Source organism: Pseudomonas sp. Irchel 3H3 (assembly GCF_900187635.1).
In the GTDB taxonomy this organism is placed as follows: domain Bacteria; phylum Pseudomonadota; class Gammaproteobacteria; order Pseudomonadales; family Pseudomonadaceae; genus Aquipseudomonas.
This window is the reverse complement of the sequence record NZ_FYEC01000025.1, coordinates 1-24,269: the sequence shown is the minus strand read 5'-3', so window position 1 is coordinate 24,269 and position 24,269 is coordinate 1. Positions and strand designations below refer to the sequence as shown.

Below are 24,269 nucleotides of genomic sequence, written 5' to 3'. Positions count from 1 at the left end.
GATCATTGGGGCCCTGCACCGCCCCTGCGTTGAACGACTGTACAGCAAGAGTGCGCCCAGTCTCCAGCCTCAACCGCGTTCAGTCACGATAGCCTGGGGCAATGCGTTCGAGCAGGCGCAACATCGCCGCCCAGGCCAGTTGCATGGCATCCGGATCGCTCAACTGGCCCTCTTCCAGGGGCCGGCCGGGGTCGTTGAACTGGCGCTCGGTGTGCGCGCAGACCTCGTGGGGCGGCAGCAGCAATTCGCCACAGGCCTGGGCCGCCAGTTGGATCTCGCAGGCCTTTTCCAGGTAATACATGCGCAAGAACGCCTGGCCCACGGTGGCGCCCACGGTCAACAGGCCATGGTTGCGCAACATCAACACCGGCTTGTCCGCCAGGTCGTGCACCAGGCGCTGCTGCTCGCTGAGGTCCAGCGCCACGCCTTCGTAGTCGTGGTAGGCGACCCGGCCGTAGAACTCCATGGAAATCTGATTGACCGGCAACAGCCCGCACTTCAAGGCCGCCACCGCACAACCGGCGCGGGTGTGGGTGTGCAGCACGCACTGGGCGTCGTCACGGGCGCCGTGGATCGCACTGTGGATGACAAAACCCGCCGGGTTGACCGGGTATTGCGACGGCTCTACGGCATGTCCGTCAAGGTCGATTTTCACCAGGTTGGAGGCGCTGATTTCATCGAACATCAAGCCGTAGGGGTTGATCAGGAAGTGGTGCTCCGGCCCAGGCAGGCGCACCGAGATATGGGTGAAGATCAGATCGGTCATGCGAAAGTGCGCGATCAAGCGATAGCACGCCGCCAACTCTTCACGCAGGCGCTGCTCGGTGGCGCTGCGCTCGACCGGCGCATCAGGGTGGCTGACAAATTGCTTCATTGGCGAGGTTCTCCAGGCAGATGGCTGGGCAGACAGTAAGGCTGGACGGGGCAAGCGTCCAGCCGCGCGGCTTATTTGCTGGCCCAGGCGTTGAAACGCTCTTCCAGTTCTTCGCCGTGATCGACCCAGAAGCCGACGTCCATCGACAGCGCACCCTTGAGGTTCTGCGGCGCGGTCGGCACCCAGCGCGCGAGCGACTGATCCAGGCGTGCCGCGGCCTCGGTATTGGTCGGACCGTAGGGAATCTGCTGCACGTACTTGACCTGGGCATCGGGCTGATTGGTGAAGGCGATAAACCGCTTGGCCTGATCGACATGCCGGGAGCCCTTGATGATCGCCCAGTAGTCCATGCCGTACAGGCTGCCCGGCCAGACCAGACCCAGGTGACTGCCGCCCTGGGCGGCGGCGGCAATCCGCCCGCTGTAGGTCGAGGTCATGACCACGTCGCCGGCGGCCAGCCATTGTGCCGGTTGTGCGCCGGCTTCCCACCACTGGATATGGGGCTTGAGTTCGGTCAGCTTGGCGAAGGCGCGGTTGACCCCTTCAGGAGTGCCCAGGACCTGGTAGACGTCCTCGACCTTGACCCCGTCGGCCAGCAAGGCGAACTCCAGGTTGTACACCGCGCGTTTGCGCAGGCCGCGCTTGCCGGGGATTTTCTCCACGTTCCAGAAATCCGCCCATGAGGCCGGGGCCTGGGCCAGCTTGTCGGTGTCATAGGCAATCGCCACGCTCCACACCAACGCGGCGGAACCGCACTCCTGCGCGGCCTCGGGAATTAATTGTGCGGCATGCCCCAGTTGCGTCCAGTCCAGGCGTTCGTACATACCCTCTTCGCAGCCGCGCATCAGGTCCGGGCCTTCGATCTGCACCACGTCCCAATCGACGTTGCCGGTGTCGACCATCACCTTGATCCGGGCCATTTCGCCGTTGTATTCGCTCTGGATCAATTTGCTCTGGTCCTGCGCGCTGAAGGGCTGGAAAAACGCCACGTCCTGGGCTTTCTGTCCGGCGCCGCCGTATCCGACCACCACCATGTCCGGCGCCGCCTGAACGCTGCCCATGGCCAGGGACAACAGCAAGGGATAACGAGCGAGCTTGAGTCTATTGGCTTTCATCTAGCAGTCCTCGTGCAGGTGCCACCCGGAGCAAGGCCGGCGTGACCCATTTTTATTGTTGTGAGGTTCGCCCCAGGAGCGGGCGCCAAATGAAAGTACTGCAAGCCTTAGTAAAAAAACAAGTTGATTTTTTACTGCCGGTAAATTTCTATAGGGCAATAATAACAACGCCGAAGCACGGCCTTTCGGCTTCAGCCTGCCTGGAGTAAGCGCACCATGCCGACCTCGTCCCCCGCCTTTGCCCATCTGTTCGAGCCCTTGCAGATCCGCGGCAAACGCCTGAAAAACCGCATCATGTCCAGCGGGCACGACACCTCGATGCCGACCGACAACCTGGTCAACGCGCAACTGATCGCCTATCACCGGGCACGCGCCGAAGGCGGTGTCGGGCTGATCGTGCTGCAGGTGGCCGGGGTCCACGACAGTGCGCGCTACACCTCCCATGTGCTGATGGCCACGGACGACGCCTGCATCGAGGGTTACCGTGAGCTGGCGCGGACATGCCACGAGCATGGCACCCTGGTGCTGTCGCAGATTTTCCACCCGGGGCGGGAAATCATGGAGTCCAGCGACGGTCTGCTGGCCGTGGCCTACTCCGCCTCTGCGGTGCCTAACGAGCGCTTCCGGGTGATGCCACGGGCGCTGGACCAGGCGATGATCGATGAGATCGTCGCCGGTTATGCGGCGGCCGCTCGTCGCCTGCATCAGGCCGGGATCGACGGGGTCGAGGTGGTCGCCAGCCATGGTTACCTGCCCGCGCAGTTCATCAACCCCCGGGTCAACCGACGCACCGATCACTACAACGGAGACCTCGAACAACGCCTGCGCTTCCTGCGGGAAGTGATCGCGGCGGTGCGCGCCAGCACCGATGAGCAGTTCATCATCGGCCTGCGGATTTCCGCGGACGAGCGTGACCCCGAAGGCTTGAGCGAAGATGAGTCCCTGGCCAGTGTGCAAGCGCTGCAAGCCCGGCTGGACTACGTACACATCGTCGCCGGCACCTCGGCCTCGCTGGGCGGTGCAGTGCACATCGTGCCGCCGATGGCCATCGAAGCGGCGTACCTGGCCAAAGAAGCCGGGACCTTCAAAGCTGGCCTGAAGATTCCACTGTTCGTCACTGGCCGGATCAACCAGCCCCAGGAGGCCGAACTGATCCTGGCCCGGGGCCAGGCCGATGTCTGCGGCATGACCCGGGCGCTGATCTGCGACCCGCAAATGCCCAACAAGACCGACGCCGGGCGTGCCGAAGACGTGCGCGCGTGCATCGCCTGCAACCAGGCGTGCATCGGGCACTTCCACAAGGGATTGCCGATTTCCTGCATCCAGCACCCGGAAACCGGGCGCGAACTGATCTACAGCCAACGCGCGCCAGCGACTCGGCGCAAGCGCATCATGATCGCCGGCGGTGGCCCGGCCGGAATGAAGGCGGCAGCGGTGGCCGCCCAGCGCGGGCACGAGGTGACCCTGTACGAAGCGAGCTCGCAACTCGGCGGCCAGGTGCTGTTGGCCCAACTGCTGCCGCGCCGCGCCGAGTTCGGCGGAGCCAGCACCAACCTGCAGCGCGAGATGCAGTTGGCCGGGGTCCGCGTGGTGCGCAACACCCGGGTCGACCGGGCACTGGTGGAGCGCGAACAGCCGGACCTGGTGATCGTTGCGACCGGGGCCGAACCTTATTGGCCAAACTTCGAGCGTGGCGGTGAATTGCAGGTGGTCGACGCCTGGCAGGTGCTCAAGGACGAGGTGCCGATCGGCCGTTCGGTGGTAGTGGTGGACTGGCGCTGCGACTGGATCGGCCCAGGTATCGCCGAGCGCCTGGTGCGGGCTGGGCATCAGGTCCAGTTGGTGGTCAATGGCACTCATTGCGGGGAAAACCTGCCGCTGTACGTGCGTGACCAACTGGCCGGCGAACTGCATAAGCTCGGCATCCCGATCACCCCATATGCCCGGCTCTATGGCTGCGACGACAACACGGTGTACCTGCAACACACCGCCAGTGGCGAGCCAATGCTGCTGGAGAACATCGACACCCTGGTGTTGTGCCAGGGTCACCAACCGGTGGATACCCTCGGTGCCGAACTGCAAGGGCTGGTGGAGTTTCGCCGGATCGGCGACTGCCTGGCACCGCGCACCGCCGAAGAAGCCATCTACGAAGGCCTGAAAGTCGCCTGGGAGCTTTAAGCCTGTTTATACTCCGGGACTTTAGGTTTTGGCTTGGGCGCAAATTCCCGCTTTTAACTGTAGGAGCGAGTGCCCGCTTGCGGCTTGCTCGCTCCTACACGGCCCGCGCTCAAGCCCCTCCCGGTCTGGAATTCGCCATGAGCAACAGCAACACGCCTGCGCCCGACATCGGCAGCGCTGCGCCGCATTTCCTCGGCACGCGGATTCGCGGCCTGCGCAAACGCCGGGGCATGACCCTGGCGCAGCTGGCGCAGTTGAGTGAGTTGACCGCCGGCTACATCAGCCAACTGGAACGCAACCTCGCCTACCCGTCGATCCCGGCGCTGTTCAACATCGCCCGTAGCCTGGGCGTGACCATCCAGTGGTTCTTCGCCAGCGAAGTGCCCACGGCCCCCGAAGACCAGGGCGTGGTGGTGCGCAAGAACAGCCGCCTGAGCGTGCACTACGAAGACGGCATCGTCGACCACCTGCTCACCCCCCAACCCAACCGCCAACTGGAAATGCTCCACTCGCGCTTCCCACCCGGCACGTACAGCCAGCAAAGCTACAGCCACGACGGCGAAGAAGCTGGCTACCTGCTGTGCGGCAGCTTCGAGCTGTGGGTCGGCGATCGGCATTTCCAGCTCAGCGAAGGCGACAGCTTCAGCTTCTCCAGCCAGGAACCACACCGCTACGGCAACCCTGGCGAAGTGGATGCGGTGGTGATCTGGGTGATTACTCCGCCGACGTTTTAACGCCGCACGCGCCCACTGGTTGCTGTAGTCCCCGCACGCTTGAGGGTGTCGCTCGGCAGTTCCTTGAACAGTGCCCGGTAGCTGCTGGAAAAACGTCCCAGGTGCCAGAATGACCAGTGCATCGCCACTTCGGCCACGGTGGTCTGGCCGGGGTGGCTGCCGAGCAGTTCGCGGCGGGCGCTGTTGAGGCGGCGCAAGCGCAGCCATTGGGTCGGGGCCATGCCGGTGTAGGTCTTGAAGGCGTGTTGCAACTGGCGCAGGGAAACCCCGGCGACCTGGGACAACTGCAGCAGGTTGAGCTGTTCTTCCGGGGTATCGGCTGCCCACTCGCCCACCCGTTTCATGAGCACCCGCTCCCCTGCCCGGCGCTGCAATGCACCCTGGTCGAGGCAGACGCAGGCGTTGTCGAGGATGAACAGGCAGTCGTCCAGCAGTTGCTGGGTCAGGGCTTCCCGGCTTGGCGGGTCGATGGCTTCGGACAGCCGGGTCAGCGTTCCGCTGAGCCAGCGGCTGAACAGCGCGTTCTGCTGCGAGTTGAGCGGCGCCATGAACAGGCCTTCCAGGCGTTCGATGCTAACGCCATGGCGCTGCAGGAACTGCGGGCCGAAGACCACGGCCACTTCCTGGTAGTTCTCCGGGGTGATCCAGATGTTGCGGCTTTCGCCGTTGAGCACGTAGAGCGCGTTGTCGCTGCGATCGAAACAGAACGCCAAGGCCCCCGGTGGCGCGCTGAAATTCTGCTCGACCCGGGTGTTCATGCATTCCTCGTAAATCTCTACCCCCTGCAAGTCCAGATAGCGCACCAGGCCGGCGAAGTGCCCGGGCGACATCTGCTGGTAGTGCTGCACCCACCCAGGGGTCGCGCGTATCTGGTCGGCGACGTCTGCGGTGTTGAAAGCCTGCACATGCAAGGGATTTGACGCTGTCATGGGGAGATCCGAGCGCACTCTTTTGGTGCGCTTGATGGCTGCTGAAAGTGGATAGATGGAACCGTAACGCTGGCCCAAGATAGTCGTCAACGCGCTACAGGGGAAGTCTCTGTGCACAGCAAGCCTGACTCTGGCGCGGATAAAACCAATAACGAGGTCTTTATGAACGCCCCTTTCGATCAGCTCTCCACCTGGCTGAAAGATCACAAGATTACCGAAGTCGAATGCGTGGTCACTGACCTGACCGGTATCGCTCGCGGCAAGATAGCGCCCACCAACAAGTTCCTGCATGAGCGAGGCATGCGCCTGCCGGAAAGTGTGCTGTTGCAAACGGTAACCGGGGACTTTGTCGACGACGACGTCTACTACGACCTGCTCGACCCGGCCGACATCGACATGGTGTGCAAGCCGGTGTCCGACGCGGTGTACGTGATTCCATGGGCCATCGAGCCCACTGCGATCGTGATCCACGACACCTTCGACAAGTTCGGCAACCCGATCGAACTGTCGCCGCGCAACGTGCTCAAGAAAATCCTGCAGCTGTACACCGACAAAGGCTGGAAGCCGATCGTGGCCCCGGAAATGGAGTTCTACCTGACCCAACGCTGCGAAGACCCAGACTTGCCACTCAAGGCGCCACTGGGCCGTTCGGGCCGTGCCGAAAGCGGTCGGCAGTCGTTTTCCATCGATGCCGCCAACGAATTTGATCCACTGTTCGAAGATGTCTACGACTGGTGCGAAGCCCAGGGCCTGGACCTTGACACGCTGATCCATGAAGACGGCCCGGCGCAGATGGAAATCAACTTCCGGCATGGCGACGCACTGGACCTGGCCGACCAGATCACCGTGTTCAAGCGCACCCTGCGCGAAGCGGCGCTCAAGCACAACGTCACCGCCACCTTCATGGCCAAGCCGATCGGCGATGAGCCAGGCAGCGCCATGCACCTGCACCAGAGCGTGGTCGAGATCGCCACCGGCAAGCCAATCTTCGCCAATGAAGACGGGAGCATGAGCGAACTGTTCCTGCACCATATCGGCGGCTTGCAGAAGTACATTCCCAAGCTGTTGCCGATGTTCGCCCCCAACGTCAACTCGTTCCGGCGCTTCCTGCCGGACACCTCGGCGCCAGTGAACGTCGAATGGGGCGTGGAAAACCGCACCGTTGGCCTGCGGGTGCCGACCTCGAGCCCGGACGCGATGCGCGTGGAAAACCGCTTGCCCGGCGCCGATGCCAACCCCTACCTGGCGATCGCGGCCAGCCTGTTGTGCGGTTACCTGGGCATGGTCGAACGAGTCGAACCGAGCGCCGGCGTCGAGGGCCGGGCCTACGAACGACGCAACCTGCGCCTGCCGATCACCATCGAAGACGCCCTGGCGCACATGGAGAACTGCCCGACCATTGAAAGCTACCTGGGCAGCAAGTTCGTGCGCGGCTACGTCGCGGTGAAACGCGCCGAACATGAAAACTTCAAGCGCGTGATCAGCTCCTGGGAGCGCGAGTTCCTGCTGCTGAGCGTCTGATACCGGGACTGTGGGAGCGGGCCGGGCGGCGCTCCGCTTGCTCGCGATGGGGAGCTGATCCTCAAGCTGATGTCGACTGATCTGACGTCATCGCGAGCAAGCTCGCTCCTACATTGGGTCCTGTACATCGAAAACAATTATTCCAAGAGGTGTCGAATGCGTCTTATGAAATCCGTGGTTCCCGTTGCCCTGGCGCTGTTGTGCAGTGCCGTTGCCCATGCGCAGCCCAGCGTCAGCGTGTACAACTGGACCGACTACATCGGCGAAACCACCCTCGCCGACTTCACCGCCAAGACCTCGGTCAAGGTCATCTATGACGTGTTCGACTCCAATGAAACCCTGGAAGGCAAGCTGCTCGCCGGGCGTACCGGCTACGACGTAGTGGTGCCGTCCAACCACTTCCTGGCACGCCAGGTGAAGGCCGGGGCCTTCCTCAAGCTCGATCGCGAGCAATTGCCGAACTGGAAGAACCTCGACCCGAAACTCTTGACCCTGCTGGAAAAGAACGACCCCGGCAACGCACACTCGGTGCCCTACCTGTGGGGCACCAACGGCATCGGTTACAACGTCGACAAGATCAAGCAGGTACTGGGAGTTGACCATATCGACTCGTGGGCGGTGATGTTCGAACCCGAGAACCTGAAAAAGCTCAGCCAGTGCGGCGTGTCGATGATGGATTCGGCCGATGAAGTGTACCCGGCCATCCTCAACTACATGGGCATGGACCCGCGCAGCGAAAAAGTCGAAGACTACAAAAAGGCCGAAGCCAAGCTGCTGACCATTCGGCCCTACATCACCTATTTCCATTCCTCCAAGTACGTCTCGGACCTGGCCAACGGTGATATCTGCATCGCTTTCGGCTACTCCGGCGACGTGTTCCAGGCCGCCAACCGGGCCAAGGAAGCGAAGAACGGGGTGAACATCGCCTACGCCATCCCCAAGGAAGGCAGCAACCTGTGGTTCGACCTGCTGGCGATACCGGCCGATGCCGGCAACCCCAAGCAAGCCTACGAGTTCATCAACTACCTGCTGGACCCCGAGGTCATTGCCAAGGTCAGCGCCACCGTCGGCTACGCAAACCCGAACCCGGCCGCCAAGCCGTTCATGGATGCCGAGCTGGTAAACAACCCGGAGGTCTACCCGCCCCAGGCGGTGCTCGACAAACTCTACATTTCCACCACCCCGACGCCAGAAATCATGCGCCTGATGACTCGCTCGTGGAGCAAAGTGAAGTCCAACAAATGAACCAGGCCACTCAATTCAACCCGGACACCGAGCACGCCCGCTCCTACTACGCGGCCAGCGCCAAGGGCATGCGCCAACGCCCGGCGCTGAGCGCGGACCTGGAGGCCGACGTCTGTGTGATCGGCGGCGGTTTTACCGGGGTCAATACCGCCATCGAACTGGCCCAGCGCGGGCTCTCGGTGATCCTGCTGGAGGCTCGGCGGATCGGCTGGGGCGCCAGCGGGCGCAACGGCGGACAACTGATCCGCGGCGTCGGCCATGACGTCTCGGGATTTGCCCGCTACGTCGGCGAGGACGGCGTGCGTTACCTGGAGCGCGCGGGGATCGAGTCGGTGCAGGTGGTGGCCGAGCGTATCCGCCAGCACGGCATCGACTGTGATCTGCGCTGGGGCTTTTGCGAACTGGCCAACACCGCGGCGCAGTTTGCCGCGTTCAAGGCTGAGCAACAGAGCCTCCAGGCCCAGGGTTATGCCCACGAGACCCGGCTCGTGGCGGCGCAGGACATCGACCAGGTGGTCAATTCCAAGGTCTACGCCGGGGGGCTGGTGGACATGGGGTCGGGGCATCTGCACCCGCTGAACCTGGTCCTCGGCGAGGCACAGGTGGCCGAGTCCCTGGGGGTACGGATCTTCGAGCACAGCCCGGTGCTGGAGATCGTTCACGGCAGTACGGTCAAAGTCCGCTGTGCCAGCGGCTCGGTACGCGCCGGCACACTGGTGCTGGCCTGCAACGCTCACCTAGAGGAGCTGGAGCCCAAGCTCAGCGGCAAGGTCCTGCCCGCCGGCAGCTACATCATCGCCACCGAACCGCTGTCGCAGCAGGCGGCGGATCAGTTGATCCCGCAGAACCTGGCGCTGTGTGACCAGAAAGTCGGCCTGGACTATTACCGGTTATCGGCCGACCGGCGCTTGTTGTTTGGTGGTGCCTGCCATTATTCCGGGCGGGACCCGGCGGACATCAGCGCCTACATGCGCCCACAGATGCTCAAGGTCCTCCCGCAGTTGGCCGATGTGCGCATCGACTATCAATGGGGTGGGCGCATCGGGATTTCCGCCAACCGTTTTCCGCAGATCGGCCGTCTATCGGCGCACCCGAACGTATATTACGCCCAGGGCTACTCCGGCCACGGCTTGAACGTCACCCACTGGTGCGCACGCCTGCTGGGCGAAGCGATCCACGCCGGACACAGCCAGGGCTTCGACGTGTTCAGCGCAGTGCCGCACCTGACCTTCCCCGGTGGCCGCGCATTGCGCACCCCGCTGCTGGCATTGGGCATGGCGTGGTATCGGTTGAAAGAGATGGTCAGCTGACCGGCCGGCCTGCTTGTTCTGGCTGGAACCTCTATGTGGGATGCCTCTGTGGGAGCGGGCTTGCCCGCGATAGCGGTAGCACCTGGCTGATTGTGCGCTAGGGTCACAGGTACCGCTTCGCTAGGACCCAAGGCCCATGCCCGCCATCGAACTGCTGCGCGCTCAGCGCGATGAGCTGGACTGCATCGAGAACCTGATGCAGTTCTACCTCTATGACTTCAGTGAATGGCTGCCGCTGACCTTCGCCGAGCGCGGCCTGTTCAATGTGCAACTGCCGCCCGACTATTGGCGCAAGCCCGCCACCCAGCCTTTCCTGATCCGGGTGGATGGCGCATTGGCCGGTTTTGTCACGGTGGACGATACGGCACACCTGGCCGGGGTGACGTTCAATATCAGCTATCTATTCGTCAGCCGTCGATACCGTGGCCAGGGCGTTGGCCGCCATGTGGTAGACGCCCTGCTGCAGCAGTTTCCCGGCTGCTGGCAGGTTTTCCACCTGGACGCCAACCTCGCGGCCAAGGCGTTCTGGGCCAAGGTCATCCCGGCGCTGGGTGCAAGCGAACTGAGTCAACACCGGTTGCCGGTGGACGGTTACCCCTGCACCTTGTTCAAGTTCCGCATCCCCTGACGTCATCGAGCTTACGCACGGCCGCTGACGGACCACCAGCGTGGCAGCAACTGCTGGACCTTGGGCTCGGCAAATCGATCGTCGATCAACATCACCAACCCTTGATCCTGCTGGGTGCGAATCACCCGGCCGGCGGCCTGTACGACTTTTTGCACGCCGGGAAACAGGTAGGTGTAGTCATAACCATCGCCGAAAATCGCCGCCATCCGCTGCTTCAACTGCTCGTTGACCGGGTTCAGTTGCGCCAGCCCGAGGGTGGCGATGAAGGCGCCAATCAGCCGTGCCCCGGGCAAGTCGATGCCCTCGCCAAATGCCCCGCCGAGTACCGCAAAACCAACGCCCTGGCTCTGCGCAGTGAACTGTTCGAGAAACGCCTGGCGGCTGCTTTCGTCCATGCCCCGGGACTGCGACCATTGCTGGATGTGCGGGTGGCTGTGGGCAAACAGTTGGGCCACCTGTTGCAGGTAATCGAAGCTGCTGAAAAACGCCAGGTAGTTTCCGGGGCGTTCACTGAACTGGCGCGCCATCAACTCGACGATAGGCGCCAGGGAAGCCTGGCGATGGACAAAACGAGTGGAGATCTGGCTGACGATCTGCACCTGGAGCTGGTCGGCGTGAAATGGCGACTCGACGTCGATCCACACCGTCGCCGGCGGCAGCCCCAGCAGGTCGCGGTAATAGCGCTGCGGGCTGAGGGTCGCGGAGAACATCACCACACTGCGCGCCGCGGTCAGCCTGGGTCGGATAAAACCGGCCGGCACCACGTTGCGCAGGCACAGCAGCGCCAGGCTGCGCTGGCCGCTGGACTGGCGCTTGCTGATGTCGAACACGAAGTGCTGGTCGAACAGCTCCGCCACTCGGCAGAACTGCAGCGCATCGAAATAGAAACGCTGCACCTCGGCGTCCAGTCCTTGCGGGTGGTCGTTGAGGTAGTCGCCGATGGCCGCGGTGCACAGCGACAGCGCCTGCAACAGTTTGTCCGGCGCCTTGGCATACGCCTGGTAAGGGCTGGCCTGCTCCTTGTGCAGCGCGTTCCATTCACGGTTGACCCGCTGCAGGCTTTTCTTCAGGACCTGGGGGGCGATCTTGCGCATGCTGTTGAAGCTGAACTGATCCAGGCTGGCGCTGTACATCTGGCGCCCGCGCTCCACCAGGTTGTGGGCCTCGTCCACCAGAACCGCCAGTTGCCACTGGTTGGCCTGGGCCAGACCGAACAGCAGCGCGCTGAAATCAAAGTAGTAGTTGTAGTCGGCGACCACCAGGTCGGCCCAGCGCGCCATTTCCTGGCTCAAGTAGTAGGGACACACCTGGTGTTCCCGGGCGATCTGGCGCAGCGCCGCCTGATCAAGCAGGGTCAATTGGCTGGCTGCCTGGCGGGCTGCTGGCAAGCGGTCATAAAAACCCTTGGCCAACGGGCAGGACTCGCCGTGGCAGGCCTTGTCCAGGTGCTCGCAGGCCTTGTCCCGGGCGACCATTTCCAGCACTCGCAAGGGCAACCCCGGTGCGCTGTCGACCAGCACTTGTGCGGCATCCAGCGCCAGTTTGCGGCCTGGAGTCTTGGCGGTGAGAAACAGCACCTTGTCGAGCTTCTGTGGCGCCAGGGCCTTGAGCATCGGGAACAGCGTGCCGAGGGTCTTGCCGATGCCGGTGGTAGCCTGGGCCATCAGGCAGCGGCCGGTGCTGACCGCCTTGAACACCGATTCCGCCAGGTGACGCTGGCCGGGACGAAAGTCCGGGTGGGGAAACCGCAGGGCCTGTGCGCCCTGATTGCGCGCCTCGCGATGAGCCAGTTCCTGCTCGGCCCAGGCCAGGAACAACCCGCACTGCTGGTTGAAAAAGGTCTCCAGCTCAAGCGCGCTGCAGGCTGACACCAGGCTGGTCTCCTGCTCACTGACGATGTCGAAATACACCAGCGCCAGGTTGATCTCGGCCAGGTGCAGTTGCTGGCACAGTAACCAGCCGTAGATTTTCGCCTGGGCCCAATGCAGTTGCCTGTGGTTGGCCGGCATACGCTCCAGGTCGCCGCGGTAGGTCTTGATTTCTTCCAGGCGGTTCTGCGCCGGGTCATAACCGTCTGCCCGCCCCCGCACGGTCAACTGCCGGTATTGGCCTTGCACCGCCACTTCGTTCTGGTAGCCCGGACTGCGCCGCGAGGCCACGGTGCGATGCCCGACGATGCCCTCCAGCGCCGTGGGCGATGGGGTGAAGCGCAGGTCGAGGTCGCCGCACTTGGCGGTGAACTCACACAGGGCACGCACCGCGATGCTGTAGCTCACTCGCAAGGTAACGCCCACTGCACGTAGCACACGGCGATGGGCATCTGATGGGCATGGCAGAACTCCAGCCAGCGCACCTGGTTATCCTGCAAGCGATCGCCGGGGCCCTTGACCTCGATCATCCGGTAGGTCTTTTGCTGCGGCCAGAACTGGATCAGGTCGGGCATGCCGGCGCGGTTGGCCTTGATGTCCTGCAACAGGCGATCGAACCAGTGCTTGAGGTGTTCCGGCGGCAGGCAGAGCAATGCCAGTTCCAGCAGTTCCTCGGTCAACACTCCCCAGAACACGAAGGGCGATTGCACACCCGCCTTGGCGTGAAAACGCTGGCGAATGGTCGCGGCATAACGGCCATCGTCCAGTTCGCCCAGGCAAGCCTGGAACAACCCGGCGCGGCGGGTATGGAAATCCTCGCTCAGCAGGTCCACCGGCCCGCGCTGGAACGGGTGGAAGAACGCCCCGGGCAGTGGCGCAAAGATCGCCGGCCAGCAGAGCAAGCCGAACAATGAGTTGATCAGGCTGTTTTCGACGTAATGCACCGGTGCCGCCGGGTCATCCAGGTGGGCCTGGACATGAAACTCCACCGACAACGCCGGGTCGACGCGCAGCAGGTTGAGGTCCAGGCGCTCGACTTCCCGCGGCTTCAGGCGTGGCGCCGGCGGCCCGCCAAGTTTGCGCCGCAAGCGCGGCAGCATCCGCAGCACTTGCTGCTGCTCGGCGGCACTTTGCGGCGCGAGCTCGGCCTGGGTCGCCAACTCCAGCGCCAGGGCATACTCGGCGCAGCGCTCCAGCACACGGATCAGGCGCGCCCTGGCACCCGGATAGTGGCACTGGCGATAGATGTCCAGCGCTGCCGGCCAGTCGGCCAGGCGTTCGCAGTGTTGCCCGAGCAGGAACAGCAGTTTGTCGCGGCGTCTCTGCAGCCAGGGGTTGGCGCTGTCCAGGGCGTGAATCCGAGCCACCACCTGGCTCACGTCCTCAGCGCCTTCGAAGGCTTGCTGACAGCCATGCAGGTAAAGAAACGCCTCGACGTCCTCACGGCTGTGCAAGCCCCGGGACTCTGCGCAGAACTCGACCTTCTCGTAGGTGTAGATGCCCAGGTCCGCCAGCACGAACTCCGACCAGTCCTGGTAAAGGTTGCCGAAGAACATCAAGCGCAGGCGATCGCACAGGCCCATGATGGTCAGGCTCAGGACCCGATCATCCAGGGCCGGGTACCACTGTCGCAGGGTTTGCGGGTGGGGGAATGCCTCACGCAAGGCGTCGAGCCAGGCGGTTTTTTTCGCTTTGGGCTGGTCGATGGCCGTGCCGAAACAGGCCAGGATCTCGGCCTTGAGCAGCACCTCGAACAACGCATCCAGAGTCAATGGCGCCTGATCGTCGACCCAGCCCAGCGCCAGTAACGGCTGCACCGCCAGCGCCGTCGCGCCAATTTCCGGGTACTGCAACTTGCCCAGGCGAAAGTGTTCGCCCTTGCGCATCACCATGCGCACCAGTAGCGCCTGGGAAGCTCGCGGCAATTGGCCGAAAGACTCAATGAATGCCTGCTCCTGCGGGCTGAGCACATCGGCATAACGCTGCTGCAGCCAGGCGAGTACCTGCTGAAAGTTATTCAGGTAGTAGAACGGATCTTCGAGCGGATTGACGGTCACAGATAGAAAGGGCCATGGCGAGCGGATACTGGTTATGCATACAGATAGCAGTTCAGCCGCGCCGCTGGCAAATGGAAAAAGATAAATGGCCGGGTTTTGTCCATTCCATCTACCCTGATGTGGTATTTTTCCAGCTTTTTCAGGGCCTAAGCGAACTTTCCCGGGATAAGCGGGACCAAGGGCCTAGTGATATCGCGCCGCTGCTCCTTGCATCAGGCCGATCGAGTGATTCTGGATTGAGAGGTTTTAGTATGAACATCCGTACTCTGTGCATGCCCCTGGCCGTGGTCGCCTTGCTGGCGCTGGCAGGTTGCTCGACCCCAACCGTAGTGACCCTGCAGAACGGCACCCAATACCTGACCGAGGATATGCCGGACACCACCGCTGAAGACGGTTTTGTCGAGTTCAAGGACATTTCTGGCGCGACGGTCAAGGTCAAGGCGGATGATGTCGCCACCATCCGCAAGGAAAAGTAGCCGCCTAGAGGTCGGGGCTGGACCAGCCTGAGGCACGCAACGCCGGCAACAGCAACTCGGGCTTGAGCCCATCCACGCGGCGGCCATCGTCGCTGCACATGTCCTCGCCTGCGAGCAACGCATTGATGATCGCCTCCTCCACCGCTTCGGCCGCTGCGCTGAACAGGGCCGAGAGGTAATCGTTGTTGAGCATCGCCAGTGGCGTGCTCAATGGCAGGTCCTTGCGCCCGTAGTCCGCAGGCGGCAGGTCCTGGTTGCCGGTAGCGAACGCCAGGAAGATGTCCCCGCTGGAGTCTTCGGTGCCGCCGCCGGTGCGGGCGATGCCGATCGAGGCGCGCTGAGCCAGGCGTTGGCACTGGTGCGGCAGCAGGGGCGCATCGGTCGCGAGGACCACCACGATCGAGCCCATGCCAGGCGTGCCCTGGTGTTCGAAGGGCGATGGGCTTGGCACCAGTTGGCGGCCGACTGGGTAGCCGTCGATCCGCAGTTCGCGGCGTTTGCCATGGTTGGCCTGGACCAGCGCGCCGACGGTATAGCCACCCTGCCCGGCCGGTACCTGCCGCGACGCGGTACCGATTCCACCTTTGAACTCATGGCAGATCATCCCGGTGCCACCGCCGACCGCACCCTCCGCCACGGGGCCGGCACTGGCATTGGCGGCCGCTTCTGCCACGTGTCGCGGGCCTACGTGTTGGCCCCAGATGTCGTTGAGCACGCCGTCGTAGGTCTCCATCACCACTGGCATGCACCAGTAGGTCGCAGGGTCCGCGAGGCTGTCACGCTCCAGCGCCACCAGGGCGTCACGCACCACGCCGACGCTGTGGGTGTTGGTGATGGCAATCGGGGTTGTCAGCAGCCCGGCTTCACGAATCCATTCCAGTCCCGTGGCATCACCATTGCCGTTGAGCACATGGCAACCGGCGAAACACGGCTGCTGCCGCGCATGACCGGCCCGCGGCTGGATCAGCGTGACGCCGGTCCTGACCTGCTTGCCGTTGACTTGCTCGCGCAGCGTACTGTGCCCGACTCGAACTCCCGGGACATCGGTAATGGCATTCAACGGTCCCGGTACGCCCAAGCCCAGGGTGATGCCCAAATCACGTGCACGCATGTCCTCTCCTCAGCAATATTCAAGCACCGGATCACGCCGGCGAAGGATCGCTACTCTAGAGAACCCCGACTGTCGCGCCCATTACCCCGTTGGGGTATGCCCCCCACAAGCACAGGGACGCAATCCCCTACCGGATATTGCCGATCAACTCCCGGTGCGAATCTTGTTCCACAGCCGGGTCCGAATCCGGTCGATGTTAAGGGGCATGGCTTGCAGGGCGAACAATTTGCCCATCATTTCCGGGCTCGGGTAGACCTTGGTGTCGTTCCTGATAGCCGGGTCGATCAGGCTATCGGCCTGCTGGTTACCGTTGGCGTAGTGCACATGGTTACTGATGCTGGCCATGACGTCGGGGCGCAGCAGGTAGTTCATGAACGCGTAGCCTTGTTTTTCGTCGGGAGCATCGACGGGCATGGCCACCATGTCGAACCAGATCGCCGCGCCTTCCTTGGGAATCGCGTAGCCGATGTCCACGCCGTTGTTGGCTTCCCTGGCCCGGCTTTCGGCCTGCAGGATGTCACCGGAGAAACCCACCGCAACGCAGATATCACCGTTGGCCAGGTCACTGGTGTACTTGGAGGAATGGAAATAGCTGACGTAGGGCCGTACTTTCATCAGCAGGGCTTCGGCCTTCTTGTAGTCCGCCGGGTCCTTGCTGTGGTGGGGCAAACCCAGGTAGTTCAAGGCCGCGGGCAGCAGTTCCGGGCCGTTATCGAGGATTGCCACGCCGCACTTCTGCAGCTTCTCCATGTATTCGGGCTTGAAGATCAGGTCCCAGGAATCCACGGGGGCGTTGTCCCCCAGCACCGCCTTGACCTTGGCGATGTTATAGCCGATCCCGGTACTGCCCCACAGGTAGGGAAAGCCGTGCTCGTTGCCCGGGTCGTTGTCTTGCAGGGCCTTGAGCAACACCGGGTTGAGGTTCTGCCAGTTCGGCAGTTGGCTCTTGTCGAGCTTCTTCAGCGCCCCGCCAGCGATCTGCCGCGCCATGAAGTGGTTGGAGGGGAACACCACGTCATACCCCGATTTGCCGGTCATCAACTTGCCGTCGAGGGTTTCGTTGCTGTCGTAGACGTCATAGCTGAAACCGATAGCGGTTTCTTTCTGGAAGTTTTTCATCGTGTCCGGCGCGATGTAGTCCGACCAGTTGTAGACCTTCACGGTCTCGCCGGCCTGGCTGAGGGACGCAGCCAACATCAGCGGGGCCAGCATCAGGGGTGCACGGGGTAAGCGGATCATGATTCGATTCCTGTTTGGCGTTTTTATTGGCAGGTCTTCGGTTGATCAGAGGATCAAAAAATCAATACGTAGGTCTTGCGCACCGTTTCCTCGATGTCCCAGATCCCGGTGCTGTTGGCGGGCAGCATCAGGGCATCGCCGGCTTCTATCTGCAGGGGCTCGCCGTTATCCGGGGTGAAGGTGCAGCGGCCCTGGACGAAGTGACAGAACTCTTGCGCGACGATCTGCCGCCGCCAGCGACCTGGGGTGCATTCCCAGATCCCGGTTTCGACGCCGTCGCTGCGCTCCACGCTGGTGGTCGAGGTGACCGCCACCGGCGTACCGAGCGGAACGGCGACCGGGGCGGATTCCTGCAGCGGCACATGATGGGTGTTCTTGAACTGGGTAATGCTCATGTCGATACCTGTGGGTGAGTGAAGCGCGTTTAGTGCATCAAGCCTTCCATGAACCCCGCTACCTGCGTGGCAAGCTTGCGGCGCCAGGGCGCGCTGTGCAGGTCGGCCAGGGTGCGGTCTTCGTGGATGAAGCTGCGGATGATCGCGTTGTAGCCCAGCCAGCGCAGCGGCTCCGGCTCCCAGGCGCGCAACGCGTCGAGGCCGCCTTGGGGGACGACCCAGGGCTGGCGCACCAACTGGCTGTCGCGTTGCAGGATCAGGTCGGCCAGGGTCCGGCCACCGAGGTTGCTGGCGCCGACGCCTTCACCGCCATAACCACCCGCCAGGGCAATGCCGCTGCGCACGTCGCACAGCATGTGCGGCTTGAAGTTGCGCGACATGCCGAGGTTGCCGCCCCAGGAATGGGTGATCTGCACGTTCTTGAGCTGCGGGAACAATTCACCGAACAGGTAGCGCCGCAGCTCCACCTCGCTGCGGGTCAAGTCGAAGTTGTGCCGCAGTTGACCGGCGAACTGGTAACCACCACGGGCGCCGAACACCAGGCGATTGTCGGCTGTACGCTGGCCATAGGTGACTTGGCGGCTGCTTTCGCTGAAGGCTTGGCCGCGGCTCAGGCCGATTTCGTCCCAGGTCGCTGCGGACAACGGCTCGGTGGCGACCAGCAGGCTCTGCACCGGCAATTGATAACGACCCAGCGGGGCCAGCGTCACGGCATAACCCTCCACCGCCGGCACCACCCAACGCGCACGCACGCTGGCCTTGGCGGTGCGCACGCTGCCCGAGTGCCAGGCAGTCACTGGGCTGTTTTCGAAGATCTTCACCCCCATGCGCTCCACGGTTCGTGCCAGGCCCCGCACCAGCTTGGCCGGCTGGATCGTCGCGCAGTGCGGCGCATAGATGCCGCCATAGGGCTTGGCAACCCGGATCTGCTGGTTGAGCTGCTCGGGGGTCAGCCAACGATAGTCGGACTGATTCAGGCCCTGGGCATACAACCCGTCCAGGTACTGGCGCAGACTGTGCTCCTGTTCGGGGTAACGAGCGGCGCAATACAGCACCCCGCCTTTGCGGTAATCGCAGTCGATGCCTTCCCGTTCGATGACGATCGCCACTTCATCGGGAATACTGTGCAACAAGTCGAAGGAGGCCCGCCGTTGTTCGGCGGACAAGCCGGCCAGCAGGCGGTCTTCGCCCAGCAGGTTACCCATCAGCCAGCCGCCATTGCGGCCCGACGCGCCAAAACCGGCAGTTTGCGCCTCGACAATGGCAATGTTCAGCTCCGGGGCCTGGCGCTTGAGGTAGTACGCGGTCCAGAGACCGGTGTACCCGGCGCCGATGATCACCACATCGACATCCAGGTCGTGCTCAAGGGCAGGCCTCGGCAACAGCGGCTCCTCGAGCTGGTCCATCCACAAACTGATCGTGCGCCACGCCGGCATGCAAGTCTCCGCCATTCAAGTTTCGATGGCGTCGATCCTAGTGGGTTGGCTCAGGGCTTGTCTTGCGCGCGTGCACGCAAAGAAATCTGTTTGACGTAGGCCTTGGGCGACAACCCGGTGTGCTGGCGAAAACAACTATAGAACGCCGACAACGAGTTGAACCCGGCGGCGAAGGCCAGTTCGTCGATGCGCACCGGGGGCGTGGCGCGGTCCAGTGCCGCCAGCAGATGCTGCAAGCGCGCCTGGTTGACGTAGCGGTAGAAGCTTTGCCCCAGGACCTGGTTGAGCAGGTAGGAAATCTGGTTACGGCTGTAACCGCACTCCTCGGCGACCCGTTGCAGATCCAGTTGCGGATCGAGATAGGCTTGCTGGCGCTCGAAGTACTGCTGCAGGTCCTGGGCCATGAAACTCAGCTGCCGGGGTGACAGCCCCAGCCGGCTGGCTGCCGGACGCGGCGCACCTGGTGTCTGGCTGTCGCGCGGTTCGTGGACCAGGGACGCGTACTCATTGACGCGCCAGATCAGCCCGTCACGCACGGTGATGGCCTCGCTTGAGCGAAACGACACCAGCCCTTCGCCACCGCGCAGGGTCATGCGGTATTGGATGAACGCGGTATCGCCATCCAGGCGGATGCGGTCCGAATGCTCCAGCGCCTCCTCGGGATCACGGGGCATGCTACTGCGCACGTATTCACGCAACTCACTCAAGCCCAGGACCCGGTTCTGGAAAAAGTCGTGGTACTGGATGTCCGGGTGATACAGCGCCATCACGCCGTCGAGGTCGCGGTGCTTCCAGCACAGGTGATAACGCAGCACGGTTTCGCCGGTAGCCTGGGTCAACAACGGGCCATCTTCTGGGGCAGGCATAGGGCACTCGACGACATAAAGCACCGAGCTTGCCGAACTTGCCCGCGGGCTTCAATGGCAATGGGCAACGTCAGAACGTGATCCAGCGCATAAAAACCGCGTTCAATCGCCAAATGGCCTGAAAAACCCAGTAACTGCAGGCTGAACGAGTGCTATTTTTATTCACTCAACCGGTGGCGCCACAGAGGGCGCTCTCTCCTGCCATGAGCTAACGGAAGCGCTCGATCACCCAGGTGGGCAACAGATGAACAAGGCTTCGCAGAGTAAGGTCACCTTTCCCAACGCCTGCCAGTTGATGCGCTGGCATTTTCATCCCGTGGGCTTCGAGGCCAACATGGATGCCCCGGGGAGCATGATTGCGCGGCTGTTCGACCGCGTCAGCGGCGAGACGCTGCTGGCCATCGCCGGGATTCCCTGCGCGACGGTGATGAACGCGGCAGATGTGGAGCGCATCATCGAGGCCGTGGAGGATGAACTCGAAGCCTTCATCCCCTCCCAGGCGCTCAAGAGTTACGCCTGAGCCCCCAACCCGATGGCTTTGAAATCTGTGGGAGCGGGCTCGCTCCCACCACCTGTACGGTGATCGGCGAAAAACGGCTTGGCGGCGATCCGGTCGGAGGCCCGCGGCATGTTCACCATCGGGCCTTCCTGGGCATCGACGTACCAATAGCAATGACTGACCGCACGGGTGATGCCGACATACGCCAAGCGCAGGATTTCGTCTTTCTGCGCGCTGTCGTACGGATCGGCATCTGCGTCCTTGCCCAGTCCCGCCATCCGATAGACCTGATTCTTGTAGGGCGAACTGGTCAGGTGCTGGCAGTCCCCCAGCAGGAATACCGCGTCCGCCTGGAGCCCCTTGGCACTGTGATAGGTCAATTGTTTGAGGCGCCGGGTCTCGTACGGCAAGCTAGAATCTACATTAACTACAGATGAAATATGCTGTTCTATCAATAACCTATCGCTGCTTTTTCGATACAACATCAAGATTGAATCACCCTTCTGGTAGTGCTCAGTCAGGCGTTTGCCCAGCGCAGCCTCGTCCCGCTCATGGATCTGCACCGGCAGCAAAGATGCCGCCTGCCCGCATGCCTTGGCCTTCTTGCCTGGGATCGCCGGGGCGGCACGCACGATATGTTCGGCCGCATCAATGATGTACTGGTGGCTACGGTAGTTATCGCTGAGCATTACCCGGGTAGTGCTGGGTGACGAGAACTGCTGGTTGAACTCCATGAAGTACTTGGGCGAACTGCCACGCCAGCCGTAGATCGATTGCCAGTCATCACCCACGCACAGCAGTGAAGAACGCTGGGCCCCACGGCCGACATGCATGGCCGGCCCGCGGCGACGGATTTCGCGAAGAGTTGCCCGCAACCAGGAGACGATCTGCGGCGATACGTCCTGGAATTCGTCGATCATCAGGTGCGACATCGGTCGCAGCAGTTCATCGCTGAGCAGCCTGAGGTTTTCCGGCGAGTGCTCGCTGAACAAGGCGAACATCCGGTTGTAGGTCATCACTGGTGGCTTCTGGTCCAGTAGATGATCCTCGAACGTGCGCCAGAACAGACTCAATGCCTCAAAGAAAAACCGGTCTGGATCATCCTTGGCAAAGGACATCTGGCCCACGGCGGTGGGCACGTCGAGGCCGAGGTTCTCGATAAAGCTGGCGGCACCGACAAAACAGTCGAGCAACGGCGCGCTGGCCAGCTCGCCCTTGACCTTGTAGTCGAACCCGGGACCGGCGCTGGCATCCCCTGCCAGCGTCGCCAAGACCCGTTTTGACGATTGATAACTATCTAGCCAAATCAAAGGCTTACGACAGAAAGCTTGAAATAGGGTGCGCTTTACTGCCCATTCTGCGCGCACCGTTAGCTTGGCGTTGGGGCGGCTTACCTGGGGATTTTCCTGGGGGTCGAAGCCCAGCACCACCCAGGCGTCCAGGCTCGGGATGTAACCGTGGCAATGAAAGGTCGCGCCATTGATCTCGAACGTCTGCCGGCTAGGCTCGATGCCCTTGATCGGCCAGGCGCCGGCACGCAACCACAGGTCCTCGACGACATCGCACAGTTCTTCGTCGCGCTTGGCCGCCAGCTCAGTCACTGCCATGCGTTTTTGTACATCCGGATGGTCGCGTTCCAGTTCCTTGAGTTGCAAGGCGTGCCGCGACAATGGCGTGATCAACTCGCGAAAACGCAGGTTATCGGTAAACAATCGGTGAAAACAGGCGTTGAGCTGTTGGCGCTGAGTGTCGTTGATCCGCAGGTCGAAGGGGTTGCTGTCGACCTGCGTGTCATCCAGCAGTGTCCGCTCGCTAAGGTTCTCGAAGGCTTGCAGGCGCTCGAAGCCAGGCAGGCTGCGGACCATCGGCAAAATCCGCGAATGGAAAGTGCGCACCAGGTCGCGCGCGTCCTTTGGCGACAGCGCCCGGCCCCACAAAGCGTAGAGAGCAATCAGCTTGTTGATGAAGTCCTTGCGCGACTCCCGGGTGAAGGTCACCACGGTCAGGGAGTCCAGCTCAAAGCCCAGGTACTGGGTCAGCAACACGATGCGCAACGCCAGGGTGGTCGACTTCCCGGCGCCCGCCCCGGCAATCACCGAGGTAGACGGCGTATCGCTGAAGATCATCTTCCACTGCGCGGCGCTGGGTTGCGCTGCCCCCGGCAGCAGGCGCGCGACATCAGCCTTGACGCGCTTCTTCAGGTCAGCACTCAGGGGCAGTCGCCAGTCGTCGAACAAGTGCTCGTCGACCCGTGGTGCCGGGTGCTCGGTGCAGCGGCTATCGCGAATCAGCAGGACCTGGCGCCCTTCCTCCAACCCTTCGGCCCTGCCTTCCTGATAACCGTAATCCACCCCGGCGGTATGTCCGCTGCGAAAACCGTCGGCCTGGCCGTGCAGCCAGGAAGCCCGATGCTGGGCGCGCAAACGGGTCAGGCCATGGCCAAAGAAACGCGCGGCCAGGCGCTTGAACAAGGGCATCTCGGCCAGGGGCAAAAGCTCGGGGGGCAGATCGGGGGTGTGTTGCGGCACGCTGACTCCAGGGTGTGAGGCTGTTGCGGGCTATGGTGTCTGCATTTGCCCGGGAGTTCTAGTCAAATGCTTATCCATCATTGGTTTAAGTGATGAAGTGAAGGTGTTGCCGAAGCAGGCTTCGCGAATAAATATCTAATTTATAGATCGGTTTGAAGGGGTTTTTACGCTTTTTATCGACTCATGCCTGATGGAAGATGCACGCCATCAACCACCGGTTCTCGTTGTATGACGAACCTTTCAGGAGACGATCATGCTTGAACTCAGACCCTTCACCTCCCTGGGCGGCGCCAACCACGGCTGGCTCGACGCCCACCATCACTTCTCGTTCGCCGAGTACCACGATCCCAAGCGTATGCACTGGGGCAACCTGCGAGTATGGAACGACGATGTGATCGCCCCGGGCACCGGCTTCCCCAAGCACCCGCACCGCGACATGGAGATCATCACCTACGTTCGCGAAGGCACCATCAGCCATGAGGACAACCTGGGCAACAAGGGCCGTACCGAGGCCGGAGACGTCCAGGTCATGAGCGCCGGGACCGGGATCACCCATAGCGAGTACAACCTGGAGTCGACGGCGACCCGGATCTTCCAGATCTGGATCATCCCCAACGAGGCCGGTTCGGCTCCGTCCTGGGGCGCCAAGCCTTTTCCAAAGGGCCAGCGCGAAGGTTTCGTGACCCTGGCCAGCGGCAAGGCCGGCGACGACCAGAGCCTGCGGATTCGCGCCGATGCACGTTTGGTGGCGGCCAACCTGAAAGCCGGGGAAAGCGCCGAATACGCGCTGGATAACGGCCGCCGGGCGTATCTGGTGCCGGCCACGGGGGTCATTGAAGTCAATGGCTTGCGCGCCGAGGCGCGGGACGGTGTGGCGGTTGCCGATGAGCGGGTGTTGCGGGTCACCGCGATCGAGGACAGTGAGATTGTCCTGGTGGATCTGGCCTGACATCTTCCCCGGGGCGGCCTCTGGGCCGACCGGGGTGTTGGATTAGACCGAGTACATATCCATTTTTGCGGTAACGGCCTCCTATGGTTCCGCTTTTACAGCGGCTCACTTTTGGAGGAGCCCAAAAGTAAGCAAAAGGCTCTTGCCCCACCACTTGGCACCTCGCTTGGGCTCGGTGTGCCCTCACTCCGGCTTGAATCCGTGGGCCGCCGCCACGCGCCATCCATGGCGCGGGGCGGCTAACCCGGCGTCCTGCCGGGTTACCCACGGCTTCAAGCCTGCGTTCGGCCAGCGTGGTTAACGGGGCGCCC

The 24,269-nt window shown here is 62.6% G+C and carries 20 protein-coding genes; 9 read left to right on the top strand and 11 right to left on the bottom strand.

What is annotated here, in order from left to right; translation table 11 throughout:
• Positions 1-79 precede the first annotated feature (79 nt).
• Both CKW24_RS21880 and CKW24_RS21875 read right to left on the bottom strand, forming a co-directional pair.
• The gene (locus CKW24_RS21880; protein WP_095170255.1) at positions 80-874 is read right to left on the bottom strand and encodes a class II aldolase/adducin family protein; all 795 of its coding nucleotides are present in this window, start codon (positions 872-874) and stop codon (positions 80-82) included.
• Positions 875-945: 71 nt separating this feature from the next.
• The gene (locus CKW24_RS21875; RefSeq protein WP_095170254.1) at positions 946-1,989 is read right to left on the bottom strand and encodes an ABC transporter substrate-binding protein; all 1,044 of its coding nucleotides are present in this window, start codon (positions 1,987-1,989) and stop codon (positions 946-948) included.
• Positions 1,990-2,205: 216 nt separating this feature from the next.
• Between CKW24_RS21875 and CKW24_RS21870 the strand changes: the two genes are divergently transcribed.
• Positions 2,206-4,167 (top strand): FAD-dependent oxidoreductase, encoded by a 1,962-nt coding sequence (locus tag CKW24_RS21870; RefSeq protein ID WP_095170253.1) that lies wholly within the window; start codon positions 2,206-2,208, stop codon positions 4,165-4,167.
• Positions 4,168-4,304: 137 nt separating this feature from the next.
• Entirely contained in the window at positions 4,305-4,901 is a 597-nt protein-coding gene (locus CKW24_RS21865) for a cupin domain-containing protein (protein WP_095170252.1), read from the top strand.
• Here CKW24_RS21865 and CKW24_RS21860 read toward each other — a convergent pair.
• Positions 4,898-5,830, bottom strand: coding sequence for a helix-turn-helix domain-containing protein (locus tag CKW24_RS21860; RefSeq protein WP_095170251.1), 933 nt, complete (start codon positions 5,828-5,830; stop codon positions 4,898-4,900). The two genes, CKW24_RS21865 and CKW24_RS21860, sit on opposite strands and share 4 nt — an antisense overlap.
• Before the next feature lie 162 nt (positions 5,831-5,992).
• On the opposite strand from CKW24_RS21860, the gene CKW24_RS21855 reads away from it, so the two are divergent.
• The 4 genes from CKW24_RS21855 to CKW24_RS21840 all read left to right on the top strand — a co-directional run bounded on the left by CKW24_RS21855 (position 5,993) and on the right by CKW24_RS21840 (position 10,534).
• Positions 5,993-7,351 (top strand): glutamine synthetase family protein, encoded by a 1,359-nt coding sequence (locus CKW24_RS21855; RefSeq protein ID WP_095170250.1) that lies wholly within the window; start codon positions 5,993-5,995, stop codon positions 7,349-7,351.
• 156 nt (positions 7,352-7,507) lie between these two features.
• Entirely contained in the window at positions 7,508-8,596 is a 1,089-nt protein-coding gene (locus CKW24_RS21850) for a polyamine ABC transporter substrate-binding protein (protein ID WP_095170249.1), read from the top strand.
• Positions 8,593-9,906 (top strand): FAD-binding oxidoreductase, encoded by a 1,314-nt coding sequence (locus tag CKW24_RS21845; protein WP_095170248.1) that lies wholly within the window; start codon positions 8,593-8,595, stop codon positions 9,904-9,906. The genes CKW24_RS21850 and CKW24_RS21845 overlap by 4 nt, the downstream gene beginning before the upstream one ends.
• 136 nt (positions 9,907-10,042) lie before the next feature.
• The gene (locus CKW24_RS21840) at positions 10,043-10,534 is read left to right on the top strand and encodes a GNAT family N-acetyltransferase (protein ID WP_095170247.1); all 492 of its coding nucleotides are present in this window, start codon (positions 10,043-10,045) and stop codon (positions 10,532-10,534) included.
• An 11-nt stretch (positions 10,535-10,545) separates the two neighbouring features.
• On the opposite strand, the gene CKW24_RS21835 is transcribed toward CKW24_RS21840, so the two are convergent.
• Both CKW24_RS21835 and CKW24_RS21830 read right to left on the bottom strand, forming a co-directional pair.
• Positions 10,546-12,810 (bottom strand): ATP-dependent DNA helicase, encoded by a 2,265-nt coding sequence (locus CKW24_RS21835; RefSeq protein ID WP_095170246.1) that lies wholly within the window; start codon positions 12,808-12,810, stop codon positions 10,546-10,548.
• Positions 12,807-14,459 carry a VRR-NUC domain-containing protein gene (locus CKW24_RS21830; protein ID WP_095170245.1) on the bottom strand — a complete coding sequence of 551 codons (1,653 nt, stop codon included), beginning with the start codon at positions 14,457-14,459 and terminating at the stop codon, positions 12,807-12,809. Before CKW24_RS21830 ends, CKW24_RS21835 begins: the two co-directional genes overlap by 4 nt.
• A gap of 251 nt (positions 14,460-14,710) precedes the next feature.
• Here CKW24_RS21830 and CKW24_RS21825 point away from each other — a divergent pair, with 251 nt between their 5' ends.
• Positions 14,711-14,935, top strand: a complete 225-nt coding sequence (locus CKW24_RS21825) for a YgdI/YgdR family lipoprotein (protein ID WP_095170244.1) — start codon at positions 14,711-14,713, stop codon at positions 14,933-14,935.
• Positions 14,936-14,939: 4 nt separating this feature from the next.
• Here the strand turns inward: CKW24_RS21825 and CKW24_RS21820 are convergent, their stop codons facing one another.
• The 5 genes from CKW24_RS21820 to CKW24_RS21800 form a co-directional block, all read right to left on the bottom strand.
• Positions 14,940-16,046, bottom strand: coding sequence for a P1 family peptidase (locus CKW24_RS21820; RefSeq protein WP_095170243.1), 1,107 nt, complete (start codon positions 16,044-16,046; stop codon positions 14,940-14,942).
• 144 nt (positions 16,047-16,190) lie between these two features.
• Positions 16,191-17,285, bottom strand: a complete 1,095-nt coding sequence (locus CKW24_RS21815) for a polyamine ABC transporter substrate-binding protein (protein WP_095170242.1) — start codon at positions 17,283-17,285, stop codon at positions 16,191-16,193.
• Between the two features lie 53 nt (positions 17,286-17,338).
• Positions 17,339-17,680, bottom strand: a complete 342-nt coding sequence (locus CKW24_RS21810; RefSeq protein WP_095170241.1) for a cupin domain-containing protein — start codon at positions 17,678-17,680, stop codon at positions 17,339-17,341.
• 29 nt (positions 17,681-17,709) lie between these two features.
• Positions 17,710-19,116: an FAD-binding oxidoreductase gene (locus CKW24_RS21805; protein WP_095170240.1), complete on the bottom strand. Its 1,407-nt coding sequence runs from the start codon at positions 19,114-19,116 to the stop codon at positions 17,710-17,712.
• Positions 19,117-19,166: 50 nt separating this feature from the next.
• Positions 19,167-19,982 carry an AraC family transcriptional regulator gene (locus tag CKW24_RS21800; protein WP_095170239.1) on the bottom strand — a complete coding sequence of 272 codons (816 nt, stop codon included), beginning with the start codon at positions 19,980-19,982 and terminating at the stop codon, positions 19,167-19,169.
• Between the two features lie 244 nt (positions 19,983-20,226).
• Here CKW24_RS21800 and CKW24_RS21795 point away from each other — a divergent pair, with 244 nt between their 5' ends.
• Positions 20,227-20,502: a DUF1652 domain-containing protein gene (locus CKW24_RS21795; RefSeq protein WP_095170238.1), complete on the top strand. Its 276-nt coding sequence runs from the start codon at positions 20,227-20,229 to the stop codon at positions 20,500-20,502.
• On the opposite strand, the gene CKW24_RS21790 is transcribed toward CKW24_RS21795, so the two are convergent.
• Complete coding sequence (locus tag CKW24_RS21790; RefSeq protein ID WP_095170237.1) at positions 20,493-23,009, bottom strand: UvrD-helicase domain-containing protein; 2,517 nt, start codon at positions 23,007-23,009, stop codon at positions 20,493-20,495. The genes CKW24_RS21795 and CKW24_RS21790 overlap by 10 nt on opposite strands.
• Positions 23,010-23,262: 253 nt before the next feature.
• Here CKW24_RS21790 and CKW24_RS21785 point away from each other — a divergent pair, with 253 nt between their 5' ends.
• A complete protein-coding gene (locus CKW24_RS21785) occupies positions 23,263-23,958 on the top strand; it encodes a pirin family protein (protein ID WP_095170236.1) in 696 nt (231 codons plus the stop codon).
• Positions 23,959-24,269: the final 311 nt, after the last annotated feature.

Bases quoted from the DNA above. Each gene is read 5' to 3' on its own strand.
- CKW24_RS21845 (WP_095170248.1), top strand. From the start codon at position 8,593: ATGAACCAGGCCACTCAATTCAACCCGGACACCGAGCACGCCCGCTCC.
- CKW24_RS21880 (WP_095170255.1), bottom strand. From the start codon at position 874: ATGAAGCAATTTGTCAGCCACCCTGATGCGCCGGTCGAGCGCAGCGCC.
- CKW24_RS21855 (WP_095170250.1), top strand. From the start codon at position 5,993: ATGAACGCCCCTTTCGATCAGCTCTCCACCTGGCTGAAAGATCACAAG.
- CKW24_RS21840 (WP_095170247.1), top strand. From the start codon at position 10,043: ATGCCCGCCATCGAACTGCTGCGCGCTCAGCGCGATGAGCTGGACTGC.
- CKW24_RS21815 (WP_095170242.1), bottom strand. From the start codon at position 17,285: ATGATCCGCTTACCCCGTGCACCCCTGATGCTGGCCCCGCTGATGTTG.
- CKW24_RS21870 (WP_095170253.1), top strand. From the start codon at position 2,206: ATGCCGACCTCGTCCCCCGCCTTTGCCCATCTGTTCGAGCCCTTGCAG.
- CKW24_RS21820 (WP_095170243.1), bottom strand. From the start codon at position 16,046: ATGCGTGCACGTGATTTGGGCATCACCCTGGGCTTGGGCGTACCGGGA.
- CKW24_RS21825 (WP_095170244.1), top strand. From the start codon at position 14,711: ATGAACATCCGTACTCTGTGCATGCCCCTGGCCGTGGTCGCCTTGCTG.
- CKW24_RS21805 (WP_095170240.1), bottom strand. From the start codon at position 19,116: ATGCCGGCGTGGCGCACGATCAGTTTGTGGATGGACCAGCTCGAGGAG.
- CKW24_RS21800 (WP_095170239.1), bottom strand. From the start codon at position 19,982: ATGCCTGCCCCAGAAGATGGCCCGTTGTTGACCCAGGCTACCGGCGAA.
- CKW24_RS21860 (WP_095170251.1), bottom strand. From the start codon at position 5,830: ATGACAGCGTCAAATCCCTTGCATGTGCAGGCTTTCAACACCGCAGAC.
- CKW24_RS21865 (WP_095170252.1), top strand. From the start codon at position 4,305: ATGAGCAACAGCAACACGCCTGCGCCCGACATCGGCAGCGCTGCGCCG.
- CKW24_RS21785 (WP_095170236.1), top strand. From the start codon at position 23,263: ATGCTTGAACTCAGACCCTTCACCTCCCTGGGCGGCGCCAACCACGGC.
- CKW24_RS21795 (WP_095170238.1), top strand. From the start codon at position 20,227: ATGAACAAGGCTTCGCAGAGTAAGGTCACCTTTCCCAACGCCTGCCAG.
- CKW24_RS21850 (WP_095170249.1), top strand. From the start codon at position 7,508: ATGCGTCTTATGAAATCCGTGGTTCCCGTTGCCCTGGCGCTGTTGTGC.
- CKW24_RS21875 (WP_095170254.1), bottom strand. From the start codon at position 1,989: ATGAAAGCCAATAGACTCAAGCTCGCTCGTTATCCCTTGCTGTTGTCC.
- CKW24_RS21810 (WP_095170241.1), bottom strand. From the start codon at position 17,680: ATGAGCATTACCCAGTTCAAGAACACCCATCATGTGCCGCTGCAGGAA.